The 17,684-nt window shown below is 53.3% G+C and carries 14 protein-coding genes; 9 read left to right on the top strand and 5 right to left on the bottom strand.

Annotated features, from left to right (window positions below; all coding sequences use genetic code 11):
- Positions 1 to 3: 3 nt before the first annotated feature.
- Entirely contained in the window at positions 4 to 1,029 is a 1,026-nt protein-coding gene (gene hemE, locus ABD931_RS24500) for a uroporphyrinogen decarboxylase (protein ID WP_345270657.1), read from the bottom strand.
- Between the two features lie 298 nt (positions 1,030 to 1,327).
- On the opposite strand from hemE, the gene ABD931_RS24505 reads away from it, so the two are divergent.
- Both ABD931_RS24505 and ABD931_RS24510 read left to right on the top strand, forming a co-directional pair.
- A complete protein-coding gene (locus tag ABD931_RS24505; protein WP_345270658.1) occupies positions 1,328 to 2,410 on the top strand; it encodes a glycosyltransferase family 4 protein in 1,083 nt (360 codons plus the stop codon).
- Between the two features lie 54 nt (positions 2,411 to 2,464).
- Positions 2,465 to 4,306 (top strand): ABC transporter ATP-binding protein, encoded by a 1,842-nt coding sequence (locus ABD931_RS24510; protein WP_345270659.1) that lies wholly within the window; start codon positions 2,465 to 2,467, stop codon positions 4,304 to 4,306.
- A 71-nt stretch (positions 4,307 to 4,377) separates the two neighbouring features.
- On the opposite strand, the gene ABD931_RS24515 is transcribed toward ABD931_RS24510, so the two are convergent.
- Positions 4,378 to 5,046: a DUF4369 domain-containing protein gene (locus ABD931_RS24515; protein ID WP_345270660.1), complete on the bottom strand. Its 669-nt coding sequence runs from the start codon at positions 5,044 to 5,046 to the stop codon at positions 4,378 to 4,380.
- Between the two features lie 254 nt (positions 5,047 to 5,300).
- On the opposite strand from ABD931_RS24515, the gene ABD931_RS24520 reads away from it, so the two are divergent.
- From ABD931_RS24520 to carB, 3 genes are all read left to right on the top strand, one after another.
- On the top strand, positions 5,301 to 6,020 hold the full coding sequence (locus ABD931_RS24520) for a ferritin-like domain-containing protein (RefSeq protein WP_345270661.1): 720 nt from the start codon (positions 5,301 to 5,303) through the stop codon (positions 6,018 to 6,020).
- Positions 6,021 to 6,032: 12 nt separating this feature from the next.
- A complete protein-coding gene (locus ABD931_RS24525; protein ID WP_345270662.1) occupies positions 6,033 to 6,785 on the top strand; it encodes a ferritin-like domain-containing protein in 753 nt (250 codons plus the stop codon).
- Positions 6,786 to 7,020: 235 nt separating this feature from the next.
- The gene (gene carB, locus ABD931_RS24530) at positions 7,021 to 9,882 is read left to right on the top strand and encodes a carbamoyl-phosphate synthase large subunit (protein ID WP_345270663.1); all 2,862 of its coding nucleotides are present in this window, start codon (positions 7,021 to 7,023) and stop codon (positions 9,880 to 9,882) included.
- Between the two features lie 146 nt (positions 9,883 to 10,028).
- On the opposite strand, the gene ABD931_RS24535 is transcribed toward carB, so the two are convergent.
- From ABD931_RS24535 to ABD931_RS24545, 3 genes are all read right to left on the bottom strand, one after another.
- Positions 10,029 to 11,543, bottom strand: coding sequence for an amidase (locus ABD931_RS24535; RefSeq protein WP_345270664.1), 1,515 nt, complete (start codon positions 11,541 to 11,543; stop codon positions 10,029 to 10,031).
- Between the two features lie 44 nt (positions 11,544 to 11,587).
- Positions 11,588 to 12,739, bottom strand: coding sequence for a glycoside hydrolase family 130 protein (locus ABD931_RS24540; protein WP_345270665.1), 1,152 nt, complete (start codon positions 12,737 to 12,739; stop codon positions 11,588 to 11,590).
- A gap of 65 nt (positions 12,740 to 12,804) precedes the next feature.
- Positions 12,805 to 14,265 (bottom strand): M61 family metallopeptidase, encoded by a 1,461-nt coding sequence (locus ABD931_RS24545; RefSeq protein ID WP_345270666.1) that lies wholly within the window; start codon positions 14,263 to 14,265, stop codon positions 12,805 to 12,807.
- 209 nt (positions 14,266 to 14,474) lie between these two features.
- Between ABD931_RS24545 and rpmH the strand changes: the two genes are divergently transcribed.
- From rpmH to tsaB, 4 genes are all read left to right on the top strand, one after another.
- Positions 14,475 to 14,642 carry a 50S ribosomal protein L34 gene (gene rpmH / locus ABD931_RS24550; protein WP_345240453.1) on the top strand — a complete coding sequence of 56 codons (168 nt, stop codon included), beginning with the start codon at positions 14,475 to 14,477 and terminating at the stop codon, positions 14,640 to 14,642.
- 76 nt (positions 14,643 to 14,718) lie between these two features.
- Positions 14,719 to 15,171, top strand: a complete 453-nt coding sequence (locus ABD931_RS24555; protein ID WP_345270667.1) for a ribonuclease P protein component — start codon at positions 14,719 to 14,721, stop codon at positions 15,169 to 15,171.
- A 59-nt stretch (positions 15,172 to 15,230) separates the two neighbouring features.
- The gene (locus tag ABD931_RS24560) at positions 15,231 to 16,892 is read left to right on the top strand and encodes a S41 family peptidase (RefSeq protein ID WP_345270668.1); all 1,662 of its coding nucleotides are present in this window, start codon (positions 15,231 to 15,233) and stop codon (positions 16,890 to 16,892) included.
- Positions 16,893 to 16,979: 87 nt separating this feature from the next.
- Positions 16,980 to 17,669, top strand: a complete 690-nt coding sequence (gene tsaB / locus ABD931_RS24565; RefSeq protein ID WP_345270669.1) for a tRNA (adenosine(37)-N6)-threonylcarbamoyltransferase complex dimerization subunit type 1 TsaB — start codon at positions 16,980 to 16,982, stop codon at positions 17,667 to 17,669.
- Positions 17,670 to 17,684 lie beyond the last annotated feature (15 nt).

The following is a 17,684-nucleotide window of genomic DNA, read 5'->3' on the forward strand; positions in this document are numbered from 1 at the left end:
GTCCTACGCCGAATACTCCTTTACTGTTTCAATAAAGCACTTCACCTTTTCGGGGTCGGTATCCGGGTAAACACCGTGGCCAAGATTGGCAATATACCGCTGGGTACCGAACGCCTGAATCATCCGGCGTACCTCGGCCCGGATCTGATCGAAGCCGGCATAGAGCACACAGGGATCCAGATTACCCTGCAGCGTTTTGTCCGGAACCAGCCGGCGCGATTCCGTCGGGTCCATGTTCCAGTCGAGGCCCACGACCGAGCAGCTAAGCTGACCAATCTCCTGCCGCGCAAAGAAGGCTCCCTTGGCAAAGACGGTAACGGGTACTTCCGTAATTGCGTCGCAGATCTGTTTAATATAGGGCAGCGAATACGTCCGGTACTGCTCAGGAGAGAGAATACCGGCCCAGGAGTCGAAGATCTGCACGATATTGGCTCCGGCCTGCACCTGCGCTTTCAGGTAGCCGATAGTGCTGTCGGTGATTTTCTGTAGCAGAGAATGGGAGAACGCCGGATCGGTGTAGAGCAGCTTTTTGGCTACTGAAAACGTTTTGGAGCCTTTTCCTTCCGTCATGTAGCAGAAAATGGTGAAGGGCGCTCCGGCAAAGCCGATAAGCGGTACCCGGTTGTTCAGTTCCCGCTTCACCAGCCGGATCGCTTCCAGGACATACCCCAGGTCGGTATCGGCATCGGCGATGTGCAGGTGGTCGAGGTCGGCAGCCGAGCGGACAGTTTTGGGGAATACCGGGCCGCGTTGTTCAATCATTTCGTAGGGGAGGCCCATCGCTTCGGGCACCACCAGAATATCGGAGAAGATAATGGCGGCATCGACGCCCAGAATATCCACCGGCTGAAGGGTTACTTCGGCAGCCATCTCGGGTGTAGTAGCCAGGGCGATAAAGCTGCCGGCTTTTTCGCGCACGGCGCGGTATTCGGGTAAAATGCGACCGGCCTGCCGCATGAGCCAAACGGGCACCCGCTCGGTTTTTTCGCCCCGCGCTGCCCGGAGCAACAAATCGTTTTGCAAAGTCATGGCGCAAAGATAAGGCTGAACCAGGATTAGTAGGATTGAAACCGGGAATGAGAACCAGGATTTCCGGGATTTAGTAGATTTACCGGATTTTGTGCGTATCCAGGATTCTCGTAAAACGGCCTGTTATGACTACACTTCGAACACCCGATGAACGATTTGCCCATCTGCCTGTTGTGCAGGACGATAAAGGTGAGGAATGGGCGGAGCTGATTGTGCAGTTTATACAGGATAATCCGTGAGATAGTAATTGTAGGTGTCCGTAGGCTATTTCCTATTTTTGAGCAAATTTGGAGGTAGCATGAAAAAAATCTTTGTTGATGCCGAACGTCTGCGCGACCTGAACAGTGGCTTGGGTCAATTTTGTCTGCACCTGGGTAAGGAGCTGGTGGAACAGCGCCCGGCCGATGCCGACCTGACGTTTCTGGTACCCGGTGAACACAATGGTATTTTTGGTGATCAGGCTCACTATCGGCCGGTGAGCTGGTCGGATCGGTTTTATCTGTCGGGTAATTACAACATCTGGCATTGTACTCACCAGGATTCACCCTACCTGCCGGTGGCCGGCCGAACTAAGCTGATCCTGACCATTCACGACCTGAATTTTCTGGAGCGTGCCGACTACAACGACGCCAAAAAAGCCCGTCGGCTGGCGGCTTTGCAGCGTAGTATAAACCGTACCTCTGCTCTAACGGCCATTTCTGAATATACCGCTTCGGTGGTCCGGCAGCACCTGAAAGTACCGGAAAATATACCCTTTCGGGTCATTTACAACGGCAACTCGGCCGCCGACCAGGAGGGGAACTTCAGCGAGCGGGGTAGCAGCCTGACCCTCACCCGGTTGCGCAATGAGCCTTATTTTCTGTTTCTGGGCGTTATCCACCCCAAGAAGAACGTACATACGCTGCTGCCGATGCTGGAGGCTTTTCCGGATTGGGCGCTGGTGCTGGCCGGTAATGATTCGCATCCGTACGCAAAACACATTATGGCCGAAGCTGAACGCCTGGGTGTTGCCAACCGGCTGATTATGCCCGGTGCCGTTGAGGAAGCGACCAAACATTGGTTATACGAAAACTGCGGAGCTTTTCTGTTCCCTTCTCTCTCGGAGGGCTTTGGCCTGCCGGTGGTGGAGGCCATGACGTACGGCAAACCGGTATTTCTGTCGGATCGCACCAGCCTGCCCGAAATTGGTGGCCGGGAAGCCTACTACTGGGATACTTTTGAGCCGGAAGCCATGGCCGAGGTGCTGTTTAACGGGCTGAGTGATTTTAAACAGAACCCGTTCCGGGCCGAGCGGCTGCGGAAGCGGGCAGCTCAGTTTAGCTGGGAGCAAGCGGCTCAGGACTACTGGGCGTTATACCAGGAGGTGATGCAAGGAATGTAACGTTTTGCGAACTTTGGGAATTTCTTAGCGACCTTTGCGTTTAAGAAATTACTGATGAAAACGTACTTCCGACTTCTTTCGTTTGCTAAACCGCTGGGGCGCTTTATTGCTTTGTTTCTGCCCACGTCTATTTTGGCCAGCGCGTTTGCGGTGCTTAACTTAACGCTGCTGATTCCGTTGCTTAATGTGCTGTTCAATCAGGTGAGTCCCCAGGAGATGCAGCAGGTGCTCAGTCAGCCGGCTCCTTCGTTCTCCCTGAATACCGATCAGCTTACGGGGCTCTTTCGCTATTACTTTATCCAGTATTTTCAGACGTACGGGCAGGTGGGCGGTTTGCGGTTTGTCTGCGTAGTGATTGTACTGTCGGTGCTGCTGAGCAATATCTTCAAATACCTTTCCATCCGCCAACTGGAGAGCTTCAAAGCCCGAATGGTGTCGCAGTTGCGGGAGGCTGTGTTCCGGCGGGCGGTGCGGCTGCACCTGGGCTTCTTCTCCAGTGAGCGCAAAGGCAACCTGATCTCGCGCATCATGACCGATGTGCAGGAAGTGGAAAATTCCATTGCCAACACTATGTCGGCGGTTATGAAGGAGTTTTTCCTGTTCATATTCTACCTCTATGCGCTGTTCTCCATTTCCATCCAGCTCACGCTGTTTGCGTTTCTGGTGATTCCTGTTTCGGGCATATTTATTGCCACGCTGGTCAAGCGCATGAAGCGCGACGCCCAGGAAGGGCAGCAGCGGCTTAGCGGACTGATTAGTTTGCTCGATGAGACGTTTGGCGGTATGCGGGTGGTCAAAGGCTTCAACGCCGAGGATTATGTGCTTACCAAATTCAACGAAGAAAACCAGGGCTACCGGCGGGCCATCCGGTCGCTGGCCAACCGGCGCGAACTGGCGTCGCCGTTCTCCGAGTTTATGGGCGTAACGGTGGTGGCGGGTATTCTGCTCTATGGCGGTTCGCTGGTCTTGTCCAATCAGTCGGCGTTATCGGCTTCGGAGTTTGTGACCTATATCGCCATTTTTTCGCAGGTGATGCGGCCGGCCAAAGAAATTTCCAACGCCTTCAGCAGCACCCAGCGTGGCTTGGCCTCCGGCGAACGGGTATTGCAACTGGTCGATACCGTTCCGCTGATTGAAGACAAACCCAATGCGAAAGACCTGCGGGAGTTCCGCCGGCAGGTCGAGGTGCGGAATGTGTCCTTTGAATATATGAAAGGGGTGCCGGTGCTGAAGGCTATCAGCTTTACGCTTGAAAAAGGGAAAACCATTGCGCTGGTTGGCTCATCCGGTGGCGGCAAATCCACTATTGCCGACCTTGTGCCGCGTTTTTACGACCCCACCAGCGGCCAGATCCTGATCGACGGTACCGACCTGCGCGACTGCACCATGGAGTCCCTGCGCAACCAGATGGGCATTGTGACGCAGGAAAGCATTCTGTTCAACGATACCATCTTCAGCAATATTGCCTTCGGCAGCGACGCCACTGAGGAAGAGGTAATCCGGGCAGCCAAAATCGCCAACGCCCACGATTTTATCATGCTCCAGCCGGACGGCTATCAGACCCTGATTGGCGACCGGGGCAGCCGCCTGTCGGGCGGGCAGCGGCAACGCATCAGCATCGCCCGCGCCGTGCTGAAGAACCCGCCCATCCTGATTTTGGACGAAGCCACCTCCGCCCTCGATACCGAATCCGAAAAGCTGGTACAGGAGGCACTCACCCGCCTGATGGCCAGCCGGACCACCCTGGTGATTGCCCACCGGCTTAGCACCATCCAGCATGCCGACGAAATCCTGGTGATCCACAACGGCGAAATCGTCGAACGCGGCACCCACCACGCCCTTGTATCGCTGGATGAAGGTTTCTACCGGAAGCTGAGTAGTATGCAGAGTGTGTAGGCGCGTGTGTAGCCCGGATTATAAATCCGGCTGTCGTAGACAAAAAACACCCGGATTTACAATCCGGGCTACTACCGCTCCAGCCGCTTTGCCACCGAATGGTTCCTGAACGCCGGATCAAGCTGCTGGTAGAGCGCTTTGGCCTCTGCTTTTGAAAATTCAGTCCAGTGGGTATTCAGTAAAAACAGGCTTAACAGGGATGTACGGTTGGTGCGGATGTACTGCTGGATTTTCTGGATCTGCGCCTGTTTCAGCCGCTTTTCTTCTTTTGCCACCCGCTCGGCTACGGCCGTATTGCCCAGCGATTGGTGACGTTCGTTGTACAGCGTCATAAGTTGGTCGCGGTAGGGCAAATCTATTTCTGTTTGAAATCGCTTCCACTCCGCTGTGAGCGGAGATCCCGTAACACCGGCCGTACGCAGATCCGTTGTATTACCGGTGATAGTTACGTCATGATCCCAGATAAAGCTGGTCTGACCGGGTATACCTTCAATGGAAACCGTGTAAAAGTCGATTTCCGGAACCGCTCGGCGAAATGTAAACTGCCCATTTTGAGCGCGGGTCGTGTCGATAGTCAGCACACGGCTGTTGCGGTTATCCTGCTTTTTCAGATATACCGTGGTGTTTCCTAACTCCTGAATTTTTCCGTGTATCTGGAATGGGTGCTGAGCAAAAGCACAGGGGACCAGCAGGACAAAATACGGGGTAAGTAGCCGTTTTTTTATAAAAAGTAGTTTCATAACACGAAGCTAACAGATTACGCTGCAAAAGATAAATAAAGGATCTACTGCAGCTATTTGCATATATGGACCAAAACCGGAGAGATTATCCCGTTGGCTCAGTAATTCTAATATTTCCTTAATAAAAGCGGAAATTTATAAAACCATATGCCCTCACAGCTCGTATGTCTGCTATTACTCAAATGCTCGCAACGTGTGTAAAGACTTTTCGCGCTTGTGGGTGATCCTTTCATCTAATTGTTACCTGTTACCTTATGAAAAAACCGACAAGTACGGCTCCGGACAAAGCGTCCGGTCTGGAAATTCCTACGGTTTCGCCAGTTGGGCGCCGACTGTTTATGCGTTATGCCGGTGCAACAGCCATATCGGCTACTGCGCTGGTGGAGGCTTGTACAATGCAGGACCATAACCTGCCAGTGGGTACGGTTAACCTGGGGTCAGGAGACACTGGTATTTTAAACTATGCCTATGCGCTCGAACAACTGGAGGCCGCTTTTTACGAACGAGTTGCTCTTAATCCTTATTCGGGTATCACGGCTGCCGAGTTGCGCCTGCTGGTCGATATTCGTGACCACGAAATCGTCCACCGCGAATTTTTCAAAGCGGCTTTGGGGACAAACGCTATTCCGGCACTCACGTTCAATTTTGGTGCCGTCAATTTCTCCAGTCGGGAGAGTGTGCTACAAACCGCACGAACCTTTGAGGATCTGGGCGTATCGGCCTATAACGGAGCCGGTCGATTGTTACAAAATGCGCAGTTTCTGCTACTGGCCGGTAAAATAGTATCGGTAGAGGCTCGTCATGCGGCCGCTATCCGGGATGTATTGATGCCAAAGACCGCCTTCTTTGCAGGTGATGACGTGGTTGAACCGATGACGGGTCTGGATGTAGTCAGAACACCTCTACAGGTGCTGCCACTGGCACAGCCATTTATTTCAACTCCGATTAGCGGGGCTAACTTACCAACCATGTAATCGAAAAAAACTATGAATCTGTTTAATGTATTTACCGAAATTGAGAAAATAGACCCGGATGCCGTTGAACGTCTGAATTATTATTCCCGGCGGCAATTGTTCCGGATGGGTGCCAAAGCTACCGCAGCTGCTGTACCTGCAATGTTTGCTACCCTGGGAACGGCCTATGGGCAGTCTAACGTAATTAACGATGTCCTGAATTTTGCCCTGACGCTGGAGTATCTGGAAGATGAGTATTACAAGCGCGGCCTGGCGGCTTCTAACCTGATACCGGCTTCGGACCGCGCCATTTTCATGCAGATCAGCAAACATGAAGATGCGCACGTAAAGCTACTGATGGGCGCCTTGGGTAGTGCGGCTGTCTCCAAGCCGAACTTTAAGTTTCCGGCAGATGCCTTTACCAACTACCAGACCTTCGTATTTCTGGCCAAAGCATTTGAGGATACCGGTGTTCGGGCGTATAAAGGGCAGGCCGCTAACCTGATGAGCAACAAAGATATTTTGACCGTGGCCTTGCGCATTCACTCGGTAGAAGCCCGCCATGCTGCCGAAGTACGGCGGCTGATTCCCGGACTGGAAGAAACTCCGTCGGATCCGGCCGAGCAGCCGGCCGCTGTGTATGCCGGCGAAGAAAACCTGGTGCAGGCGGGTATTAACCTGAAAACCCTCATTCCGAGTCTGTCGGATTCAGAGCTTCGCGAAGCATTCGACGAGCCGTTAACCAAAGAGCAGGTGCTTGGTATTGCCATGCCGTTTATCCAATAAAGGAGTAAAAGATGGTTTATAAGGCGTAGAGACCCATCTCTGCGCCTTATTTTTTTCATACCGCTTTCTATTGTCGTGGTAACCTCCTAATTTTGCGTAATTTTTGACCACCACGGAACGGATTGGCCTGATTGTCACCAGTCCGGTTTCTCTCGGGCTATCGGTTTCAGGAGGTCAGTGAATGATCTGTTTATCATTCTCTAACTGACATTTTTCTTGTCCGACTATCGCTACAATGCCCAAAAATCCTCACATCCGCTCGATTCTTATTATCGGCTCCGGACCAATTGTTATCGGTCAGGCTTGCGAATTTGACTATGCCGGCTCTCAGGCAGCGCGTTCGTTACGCGATGAAGGTATCGAGGTGATTTTGATCAACTCGAACCCGGCCACGATCATGACCGACCCCATCAACGCCGATCATGTGTATCTGAAGCCGCTGGAGAAAAAATCCATCATTGAAATCCTGGAAAAGCATACGGTAGATGCCGTGCTGCCGACCATGGGTGGTCAGACCGCGCTGAACCTGGCGATCGATTGCGATAAAGCCGGTATCTGGCAGAAGTATGGGGTGCAGATTATCGGGGTAGATATTCGGGCCATTGAAACCACCGAAGACCGGGAGAAGTTCCGATTAAAGATGCTGGAACTGGGTATTGGCGTGTGTAAAGGCCGCACCGCTCGCTCATTTCTGGAGGGTAAGGAGATTGCGCAGGAAATAGGCTTCCCGCTGGTAATTCGTCCCTCATTTACCCTGGGCGGTACCGGGGGCGGATTTGTGGAGAAGCCGGAGGATTTTGACCGGGCCCTTAATAATGGACTCCACGCATCGCCGGTTCACGAAGTACTCGTCGAGCAGAGTGTCACGGGTTGGAAAGAGTATGAACTGGAACTGCTGCGCGACGGAGCCGGTAACTTCATTATCATCTGCTCCATCGAAAACTTCGACCCGATGGGTATCCATACGGGCGACAGCATCACGGTAGCGCCGGCCATGACCCTGCCCGATACGCTTTATCAGCAAATGCGTGATCTGGCCATTAAGATGATGGACGGCATCGGCAAATTTGCCGGCGGCTGTAACGTGCAGTTCTCGGTCAATCCGGAAACCGACGATATTATTGCCATTGAAATCAACCCACGGGTGAGCCGTTCGTCGGCCCTGGCGTCTAAAGCAACGGGCTACCCCATTGCCAAGATTGCGGCTAAAATGGCCATCGGCTACAACCTGGATGAGCTGATTAACCCCATTACCGGTTCAACTTCGGCTTTCTTCGAGCCGGCTATCGATTACGTCATTGTAAAAGTGCCACGCTGGAACTTTGATAAATTTCCGGGAGCCGACCGGAGCCTGGGCCTGCAAATGAAGTCGGTAGGCGAAGCGATGGGTATTGGCCGTAACTTCCAGGAAGCCCTGCAAAAAGCCTGTCAGTCGCTGGAGATTCGCCGGAATGGGCTGGGAGCCGACGGCAAGGAGCTGACCGATCAGAAGGCCCTGACCGAAAGTCTGGCGCACCCAAGCTGGAACCGGCTGTTTCATATTTACGATGCGTTTAAAGCGGGGATGTCGTTCCAGACGATTCAGAAGCTGACCCGGATCGATCCCTGGTTCCTGCATCAGATTGAAGAGTTGATTGAACTGGAGCGTGAAATTCAGCAATACGACCTTGATGACGTACCGCCCGAACTGATCCGCACCGCCAAGCAGAAGGGCTATGCCGACCGGCAGTTGGCGCATATCATGCAGGTGCGGGAGAGTAAGATTTATAAATACCGGCAAAAGCACAATATCCGGCGCATTTATAAGTGCGTGGATACCTGTGCCGCCGAGTTTGAAGCGAAAACGCCGTATTACTACTCGACCTTTAACAACGCGGTGCCGCAGATACTCGATCGGCCCGAGCCGGTATCTGATCTGCCGGGCAACGAGTCTATCGTGAGCAATCGTAAGAAGGTGGTTGTATTGGGCTCCGGACCTAATCGTATCGGTCAGGGTATCGAGTTCGACTACTCCTGCGTTCACGGTGTACTGGCGGCTAAGGAGTGCGGCTACGAGACCATCATGATTAACTGTAATCCGGAGACCGTCTCAACCGATCCTGATGTGGCCGATAAGCTGTACTTTGAGCCGGTGTTCTGGGAACACGTCCACGCCATAATTCAGCACGAGCAGCCGGAAGGTGTCATTGTGCAGTTGGGCGGACAGACGGCCCTTAAAATGGCTGAAAAGTTAACCCGGTATGGTATCAAAATTATTGGCACAAGCTGGGAGGCTCTCGACCTGGCCGAAGACCGGGGTCACTTCTCCAGCCTCCTGCGCGATCTGAACATCCCGTATCCGAAGTTCGGCACAGTGCGCGATTCACAGGCGGCCCTGGACCTGGCCAAAGACCTGGGTTTCCCGCTGCTGGTCCGGCCGAGCTACGTACTGGGCGGACAGTCGATGAAGATCGTTATCAACGAGGCTGAGCTGGAGCAGCACGTGATGAAGATCCTGAACGATATTCCGGACAATAACATCCTGCTCGACCATTTTCTTGAGAACGCCATTGAAGCTGAATCAGATGCCATTTGTGATGGTGAAGACGTACACATTATCGGGATCATGGAGCATATTGAGCCGGCAGGTATTCACTCCGGCGACTCCTACGCGCTGCTGCCGCCCTTCGACCTGAGTGAGAATGTAATCCGGCAGATTGAGGAATATACCAAACGCATCGCCGTAGCCCTGAAAACCGTTGGGCTGATCAACATTCAGTTTGCCATCAAAGACGAAAAGGTATACGTGATTGAGGCTAACCCACGGGCGTCGCGGACAGTGCCGTTTATCTGCAAAGCTTACCGGGAGCCGTACGTCAATTACGCTACCAAGGTGATGCTGGGCGAGAAAAAGGTAAAAGACTTCAATTTCAAACCGCACAAAAACGGCTACGCCATCAAGATTCCGGTGTTCTCGTTCAATAAATTCCCGAACGTGAACAAGGAGCTTGGCCCCGAAATGAAATCGACCGGCGAAGGTATCTACTTTATCGACGACCTGACCGACGATTTCTTCCAGAAAGTCTATTCAGAACGGAATCTGTATCTGAGCCGGTAGGGTATGTGTACAACGGATTTCCAATCCGTTCCTGGCGTTGCTATATCAAAGAAGGGAAGTAAGTCAGGAACAGATTGGAAATCCGTTTTTTGTGCTGAAAGCGAGTTTGTAGGTAAGAGACGACCGAAACGGATTGGAAATCCGTTTTACAGATTCGGCCGCTTATCAAACCACGGCTTGGCCTGTTCCAACTGGGCGGCCAGTTTAAACAGCAGGGCCTCGTCGCCCAACTTCGCGGTAAACATGGAGCCGATGGGCAGGCCGTCGGGTGTCCAGTGCAACGGCACCGACATGGAAGGCTGCCCGGTCATGTTGGCAATGGGCGTGTACGGAATATAACCGAAGGACTTTTCGGCCAATTGGTCAATTACCTTGCTGTTGCGGAGAAAGCGCAATCCGTTTAGCGTATCAACCAGCTTGATGAGTTTTTCTTCCTGCGCGGAGGGTTGTAATTCACCAATGCGGATGGGAGGGCGTGATAAGGTTGGTGTCAGCAACACATCATAGGTTTCGTGCAACTGCCCCATGGTGCGGCTCAAGTCATTCCATTTTCGTTTCTGATAGGCATAGTCAGCAGCCGTGTAGGCTTCGCCAATACGGGCCTGCGTCCAGGTAGCCAGTTCGACATCGGTGCGCCGGGCCGGGCGCTTCAGGTAATCACTGACTTCGCGGAGGGTGGCGGCTGTTTCACCGAATACCATTGTCAGAAAGGTCCGGCTTAGAATGTCGGACGTGTACGGCAGTGCAATCTCCTCTACCATGTGGCCCAGGCTCTCCAGCAGCTTGGCCGTTTCGTGAATGGCCTTTACGCATTCGGCATGAACTTTCTGGTTGGGAAACGGGTGCTGCGTCGTAAACGCAATCCGCAGCCGGCCAGGCTCGCGATTGGCCTCCTCCGAAAACGGCCGCTCCGGTGCCGGCAGGTAATACGGATCGCCAACACTCGGTCCGGCAATGGCATCCAGCAGGGCTGCACTATCACGTACGCTGCGGGTAACGGCCAGCCCGGCTACGGCTCCGCTCCAGGCTTCGCCAAAACGTGGCCCCAGTGTAACCCGGCCTCGCGAGGGTTTCAGGCCAAACAGGCCGCAGCAGGATGCCGGAATCCGAATAGAGCCGCCCCCGTCGGTAGCCGTTGCTGCGGGTGCAATGCCGGCCGCCACCGCTGCCGCCGAGCCTCCGCTGGAGCCCCCGGTCGAGTGGTTCAGGTTCCAGGGGTTACGGGCCGGGCCGTATAGTTTGGCTTCCGTAAAAGGCGTCAAACCAAATTCGGGTGTATTGGTTTTGCCGAAAAAGACCAGACCGGCCGCTTTGAACCGCTTCACCACCTCGCTATCGCGGGTTGATACATGGTCGCGGTAGGCTACCGAGCCTGAGCGCATAGGTGTACCTTCCCAGTCCATTTCCAGGTCTTTGAGCAGAAAAGGCACACCCCGGAAGGGAGCATTGACCGGCAACTTGTCCAGCAACGCCCGGCCATGGTCGTATAACGGCTGGACAATGGCATTGATCGTCGGGTTAACGGCTTCGGCGCGGGCAATGGCGGTCTCCAGCAATTCGGCCGGGGTTACTTCACCTTTGCGGATGAGTTCGGCCAGGCCGGTGGCATCGTGCTGTACGTATTCGGCAAAAGGCAGGGTACGGGTCGATGAAGTTTGCATAGGGGTTAGGAACAGGTTTGCGCGAAAGGTAGGAAAAAAAGCGTTTACCGTTGCGGGGCTGTGGCTACCGCAATCTTCGAGTCGGCGGTGCCGTAGTACAGAAACCATTTGCCTTTATACGGAGTCAGACCTTCCAGAAAACAAACGTTGTTGACTTGTCCGGTTATTTCGTAGGGCTGGTCCGGCTTGAAAAAATAGGTTTCGGATCGGTCGATGAGGCTAATCGGGTCATTACCATCAAACAGCAGTTGCCCGGCGGCATAAGTGCCCTCCGGTAAGTTGGAATCGCCGTTCTGCGGAGCGTTCATGCCATTATAAATAAGCACAATGCCACGACTGGTGATGAGCGCCGGAGGACCGGGCTCCATCAACCGGGAGTCGTGTCGGCCCTTCCGGCTTTCAGCTACGGCCAGCAGGTTGCCGTTGGCCTTCTGCAAGGGTATCCAGTGGATGAGGTCGTCGGACATAGCTACGTACAACTCCGCCTGATCGCCCCAGTACATCCAGTATTTGTCGTTGATCTTCTGCGCCACCAACCGGTCACCCATGCGCCTGCACACAATTGAGCCCGACTTCGACCATTCGTTCCGGTACTTCCCGTTATAAGCCTCACCGAACGCGAGCCCCTGTTTCTGCCAGTTTTCCAGATCGCGGGAGGTAGCCACGCAGAGCCGGGCTTTGTCGCCATCATAGGCAGTATACGTCATCACATACACCCCGTTAGGGCTTTCCACCACGCGGGGGTCTTCGCAGCCGCCCTCCCACTCATAGGTTTTCATCGGGTCATTGTCAGGATAAAAGACTGGCTTCGGCATTCGCCTGAATTGGATACCATCGGTGCTGACGGCCAGGCCCAGCCGTGAGGTACCCGCGTGTTTACCGACCACATCTTCGGCCCGGTAAATCATGTAAATCTTCCCGTTGCGCACCACGGTGGCCGGGTTGAACACATCTTTCTCCTCCCAATGCACTGTTTCTTTCCGCACCGGGCAGTCGAAGGTGGTATTTGGGTTGGCCCTGAGGATAGGATTAGCCGCATTCATCTTTCGGAAAGGCCCCAGCATCCAGGGCTTCTCCGGGCGGGCACCACCAGAGGTTGAGGCTGATCGCCGGGCTGTGCCGGTCTGCGGCTGTCCAAATACAAGCTGGCAGGCAGTTGCCGCCAGCAGGAGCAGGGTAGGTAGGGGTGTGGTCATAATAACCCGGAATGTAATTCCGAACAAGGTTGAGAAATATATAAGCTGTTGAACTCTTTTTCTGCTTATTGGGGTACTGCCGGAATTATATTCCGGGGTACAAGCCACAGCTGCCGTTTCGTTCCATCGGCTAACTCGTGCAGCACCACCCCGCCGTTTTCGTCATAGCCCATGCGGAGGCCGATAAAGGCCAGGTACTGGTTCAGCAAATCTTCCAGCGGCTGGTTGCCGAAGATACAAGCGTCATAATACCAGTCCAGTGACTCACCGGCAACTTCTTCCGTTATGGCCCGGTAGTCTTCCAGGGAGTAGCCATCAAAGGGTTTGCCGAAGCGCTCCCACATCAGCTGCATCACATCATCCAGCGAGCGGGCGTGGCCGGTGCGCTGCCGGATGTGCAGGTCCAGGATCAGGGCGGCAATGGCTCCTTTCTGGTAAACCGATACTTTTCGGTCGGGTACACCCTTTTCGTAACCGTCCAGCCACAGATCAAACGAAGACTCGACCAGCGACTGAAACGCCCGACCACTTACCTCAAAATGCCGTTTGAACAGCACCTGCAATTCTTTTAGGTAGGCGGCATCGTCAAACACGCCCGACCGGCGGAGCATCAGATCCCCGTAATAGGTGGTTATGCCCTCGGCCACAAAGCAGGTTGGGAAATAGTTTTCGCGGGTAAAATCGTAGGGTAGCATCTCCTTCGGCCGGATGCGAATCACATTCCAGGCATGAAATAGTTCGTGCGAGGATACACCCAGCAAATCCTGATACAAGCCCTCTCCCTCATCGTCGGGGCCGAGCACCAGCATGGTGGAGTTGCGGTGTTCGACGCCATGATAAACCGGAGTCGGCAGGACGATGGTCAGGAAGTGGTAGTCGCGTTCCGGAAACTCGCCGAACAGCCGAATCTGGGCCTCGGAGAACCGGCTGAAGTCGGTTTTAATCCGCTCCCGATCCAGTGTAATGTTTCCCTGTACCCAGACGTGGAAGGCAATGTCATCGACCGTATACGAAATACACTGTATGTCGGGTGAGGCAATCAGCGGGCAGTCGACCAGTTCGTAAAAGTCGCTGGCGGCTAACTGCCCAGGGCCTACCTGCCGAAGGCCGCAGGCGATAAGCCAGTTGTCGGGAATAGCCAGTTCAACTGTGCAGGGTTCGTCAATGTGGCCTTCGGCATACAGGCACAGGTTGATGAAATTTACATACAGCAGTTCATCGCTGACGTAGCTGGTGCCGGCATTGATAACATTGGTGTAGTAGTTATATCGCACCACAACCTCATCGGCCCCGTTTGTCTGTACCTGCCAACGATCTTTGGTCATTTTACGGGAGGGTAAGGGTTGCCCCTCTCCGTCAAAAGTCTCAAAACGCTGGATATTTTTGGCGAAGTTCTGTATTTCATAACGGCCGGGTCGCCAGGATGGTAGCTGCAACTCCAGTTCAGGTTCCGAAACGCCGGTCAGCCGGCATTCAATATCAATATAATGGGAGTCGGGGTGAGCAGACGAAAGTTTATAATGCATGGTCCAGGAAGAACAGATACAAGTATGTGCGACTGTATAGCTAACAAATATACCATAAGGTTTGTCTAAACCGATTGATGACCAGTCCGTGAATGGTCTAAAAAGTAGCCCGTATGCTGCAAAAAACGAGAGCTGACTTGATTAACTCTAAAAGTTCTGCTACCTTTGCAAGCTCATTTGGGAAACAGGGTAATTGAGCATATAATACGATGAAAAGAACTTACCAACCGTCGAACCGTAAGCGGAGAAACAAGCATGGCTTTCGCGAGCGTATGGCTACGCACAATGGCCGTAAAGTGCTGGCCGCCCGTCGTCAGAAAGGTCGTCATAAGCTGACCGTATCCGACGAAAAGAAAGGCGATCGTTTTAAGGCATAATTTAGTTTAAGGTTTGAAGTCTGAAGTTTGAAGTTGTTTAACCTCGAACTTCAAACCTTAAACTTCAAACCAATTGATGCGCCAAACGCTTACGAAAGCCGAACGACTCTCCAGTCGGAAAATAATTGACCGATTATTTGAAAAAGGTAGCACGGATGTCAAGACGTTCTACCTTTTTCCGTTTCGCGTGCTGTACCTGTACGCATCGACGCCATCAGTCGCTGCCCAACCGGCGGTCGATACCAGTCTCCTTTCCCAAGAGTCGGTCCAATCCTTTCCTCCTCTCCCCGCCATCCTGATTACCGTTTCCAAACGGAACTTCAAAAAAGCGGTCGACCGTAACCTCATCCGTCGCCGGATTCGCGAGGCATACCGGAAAAATAAAGCCATTATGATCGATGCTGCCGGACCGGAAAAGCAACTTCCGGCCTATATCACGTTTCTTTATACCGCACGTGATAAAATTTCGTTTGAAGAGATAGAAAAAAGCATGAAATTAGCTTTAAAGAGAGTCGGTCGTGGGCAGTAGGTAGTCGTACTGTCAGGACTACCGGTTTATTGTTAACCTGCAAACTGCCAACTATTCATATGCTATCCCGTAAACGCCTAACACTAGCAGCCTCTGCCCTGCTGCTGACGGTCAGCATCACCTTTGTGTCGTTCCGCACCGACGACCGCTTCTTCGAGATTGCCCGCAACCTCGATATCTACGCCACGCTCTTCAAAGAGCTGAACATGTACTACGTTGACGAGATCAACCCCAACCGCATGGTAAAGACGAGTATCGACGCCATGCTGAAGGCGCTCGATCCGTATACCAATTTCTACGCCGAGGACGAAATTGAAGATTACATGACCATGACCACCGGCCGCTACAACGGCATTGGTGCCCTGATTGGAACGCGCCAGGGAAAAAGCATCGTGATGATGGTGTACGAAGGCACCCCCGCCGAAAAGGCAGGCCTGCAGCTTGGCGACGAAATTCTGAAGGTAGATGGCGTGGATGTGAAGACCCGCCGTGAGATGGACCCCGGTAAGCTGCTGCGGGGTCAGAACGGCACGGCCGTTAAGCTTACTGTGAACCGCTACGGTCAGAAAGCACCGCTGGAACTATCGGTGATGCGCGACGTGGTGAAGATGACCAATGTGCCCTACTACGGCATGATTACCGACGAAGTGGGTTACATTGACCTGAAAGACTTTACGAGTACGGCCTCCCGCGAGGTACGCAACGCCTTCACCGAACTAAAGAGCAAGGGCATGAAAAAACTGATTCTGGATGTACGCGAGAATCCGGGCGGTTTACTCAACATGTCTATTGATATTGCCAATATCTTTATCCCGAAAGATTCGGAGGTGGTAACCACCAAGGGCAAGGTAACCGAGTGGAACAAGACCTACAACGCGTTGTATCCGGCGATGGACACCGAAATGCCGCTGGTGGTGCTGACCAACAGCCGGAGTGCATCGGCTGCCGAAATTGTGTCAGGTGTGATTCAGGATTACGATCGGGGTGTGCTGATTGGGCAGCGGACCTACGGTAAAGGGCTGGTGCAAACCACCCGCGAACTCTCGTTCAACACCAAGCTGAAGATTACCACCGCCAAATACTACATCCCGAGCGGCCGGTGTATTCAAGCTATTGACTACAGCCACCGCAACCCGGACGGCAGCGTCGGCAAGATTCCCGATTCGCTGAAAACTGCCTTTAAAACCCGCAACGGCCGCGTGGTATACGATGGTGGTGGTGTAACCCCAGACGTGGCTACCGAAGCCCCTACGCCGACACCGATTGCCTTGAGCCTGAATAACAAAGGGCTGATCTTCGACTATGCCGTGAAATACCACCACGAGCACCCGACCATCAAGCCGGCCCGCGAATTTCGTCTGACCGACGCCGAGTATCAGGACTTTACCAAATGGCTGAAGGATAAGGAGTACGATTATACTACGCAGGTAGAAAAAGACCTCGGTTCGCTGGAAGCCTCGGCTAAAAAGGAAAAATACTTCGACCTGATTCAGGACCAGATCAAAGCGCTGAAAAATAAAGTGTCGCACAGCAAAGACGCCGACCTGATGACGTTTAAAAGCGAAATCAAGACGCTGCTGGAGCAGGAGATCGCCGGCCACTATTACCTGCAAAAGGGCATGAAAGAAACCTCTTTTACCACTGACCCCGAAGTAAAAGCCGCCCTTGACCTGTTCAAAGACATGAACCGTTACCAGGCGCTGCTGAAAAGTAAGAATTAAGAGTGATGAGTTAAGAGTGATGAGTTAAGAATTGTCGATGACTGGTAATTCTTAACTCATCACTCTTAACTCTTAATTCCCAAAGGGTTGCTGATTCTATCCATTGATACATCGACGACGGTTTGTTCGGTAGCGCTGCACCAGGCGGGGGCGCTGCTGGGTAGCTATGAATTGTTTACGGAGCGCACCTCGTCGGCCATGCTGACGACGCTCATCGGGGATGTAGTGCGCCATGCCGGGCATGAATTAAGGCAACTGGATGCCGTTGCGGTTGCTAAAGGCCCGGGCTCCTATACCGGTTTGCGGATTGGAGTATCTACCGCGAAAGGTCTGTGTTTTGCGCTGGATAAGCCTTTGCTGGCTATCAATACGCTGGCGGCTATGGCCGAGCAGATTCGGCCGCTTTTTTCCTCAGATTACCGGCTCTGTCCCATGCTGGATGCCCGGCGCATGGAGGTCTACTGCGCTATTTTTGACACCAACGGCCAGGAACTGCTGCCAACTAGCGCCAAAATTGTTGAAGAGCAGTCATTCAGCGAGTGGCTAATGGAGCAGCCGGTTGTCTTCTTTGGCGATGGGGCCACCAAGTGCCGGCCACTGCTGAGCGGCCATGGCAATGCCATCTTTCCTAATATGGAGATTCGCCCGTCGGCCCGAACGGTGGGACAACTCGCTATGCAGGCCTTTGCTGCCGGCCGGTTTGAAGATGTTGCCCATTTCGAGCCGTTCTACCTGAAAGATTTCATGGTGACGAAGCCGAAGAAAGTGGTGGGATAAAGGGGCCGGTTAATG

It is taken from the genome of Nibrella viscosa (genome assembly GCF_039541875.1).
Lineage (GTDB): Bacteria > Bacteroidota > Bacteroidia > Cytophagales > Spirosomataceae > Nibrella > Nibrella viscosa.

What these genes read in the sequence shown, in the direction of transcription:
- ABD931_RS24540 (WP_345270665.1), bottom strand. Translation starts at nt 12,739, where the DNA reads ATGACCACACCCCTACCTACCCTGCTCCTGCTGGCGGCAACTGCCTGC.
- ABD931_RS24505 (WP_345270658.1), top strand. Translation starts at nt 1,328, where the DNA reads ATGAAAAAAATCTTTGTTGATGCCGAACGTCTGCGCGACCTGAACAGT.
- ABD931_RS24545 (WP_345270666.1), bottom strand. Translation starts at nt 14,265, where the DNA reads ATGCATTATAAACTTTCGTCTGCTCACCCCGACTCCCATTATATTGAT.
- hemE (WP_345270657.1), bottom strand. Translation starts at nt 1,029, where the DNA reads ATGACTTTGCAAAACGATTTGTTGCTCCGGGCAGCGCGGGGCGAAAAA.
- ABD931_RS24510 (WP_345270659.1), top strand. Translation starts at nt 2,465, where the DNA reads ATGAAAACGTACTTCCGACTTCTTTCGTTTGCTAAACCGCTGGGGCGC.
- ABD931_RS24560 (WP_345270668.1), top strand. Translation starts at nt 15,231, where the DNA reads ATGCTATCCCGTAAACGCCTAACACTAGCAGCCTCTGCCCTGCTGCTG.
- carB (WP_345270663.1), top strand. Translation starts at nt 7,021, where the DNA reads ATGCCCAAAAATCCTCACATCCGCTCGATTCTTATTATCGGCTCCGGA.
- ABD931_RS24555 (WP_345270667.1), top strand. Translation starts at nt 14,719, where the DNA reads ATGCGCCAAACGCTTACGAAAGCCGAACGACTCTCCAGTCGGAAAATA.
- ABD931_RS24520 (WP_345270661.1), top strand. Translation starts at nt 5,301, where the DNA reads ATGAAAAAACCGACAAGTACGGCTCCGGACAAAGCGTCCGGTCTGGAA.
- ABD931_RS24525 (WP_345270662.1), top strand. Translation starts at nt 6,033, where the DNA reads ATGAATCTGTTTAATGTATTTACCGAAATTGAGAAAATAGACCCGGAT.
- rpmH (WP_345240453.1), top strand. Translation starts at nt 14,475, where the DNA reads ATGAAAAGAACTTACCAACCGTCGAACCGTAAGCGGAGAAACAAGCAT.
- ABD931_RS24515 (WP_345270660.1), bottom strand. Translation starts at nt 5,046, where the DNA reads ATGAAACTACTTTTTATAAAAAAACGGCTACTTACCCCGTATTTTGTC.
- ABD931_RS24535 (WP_345270664.1), bottom strand. Translation starts at nt 11,543, where the DNA reads ATGCAAACTTCATCGACCCGTACCCTGCCTTTTGCCGAATACGTACAG.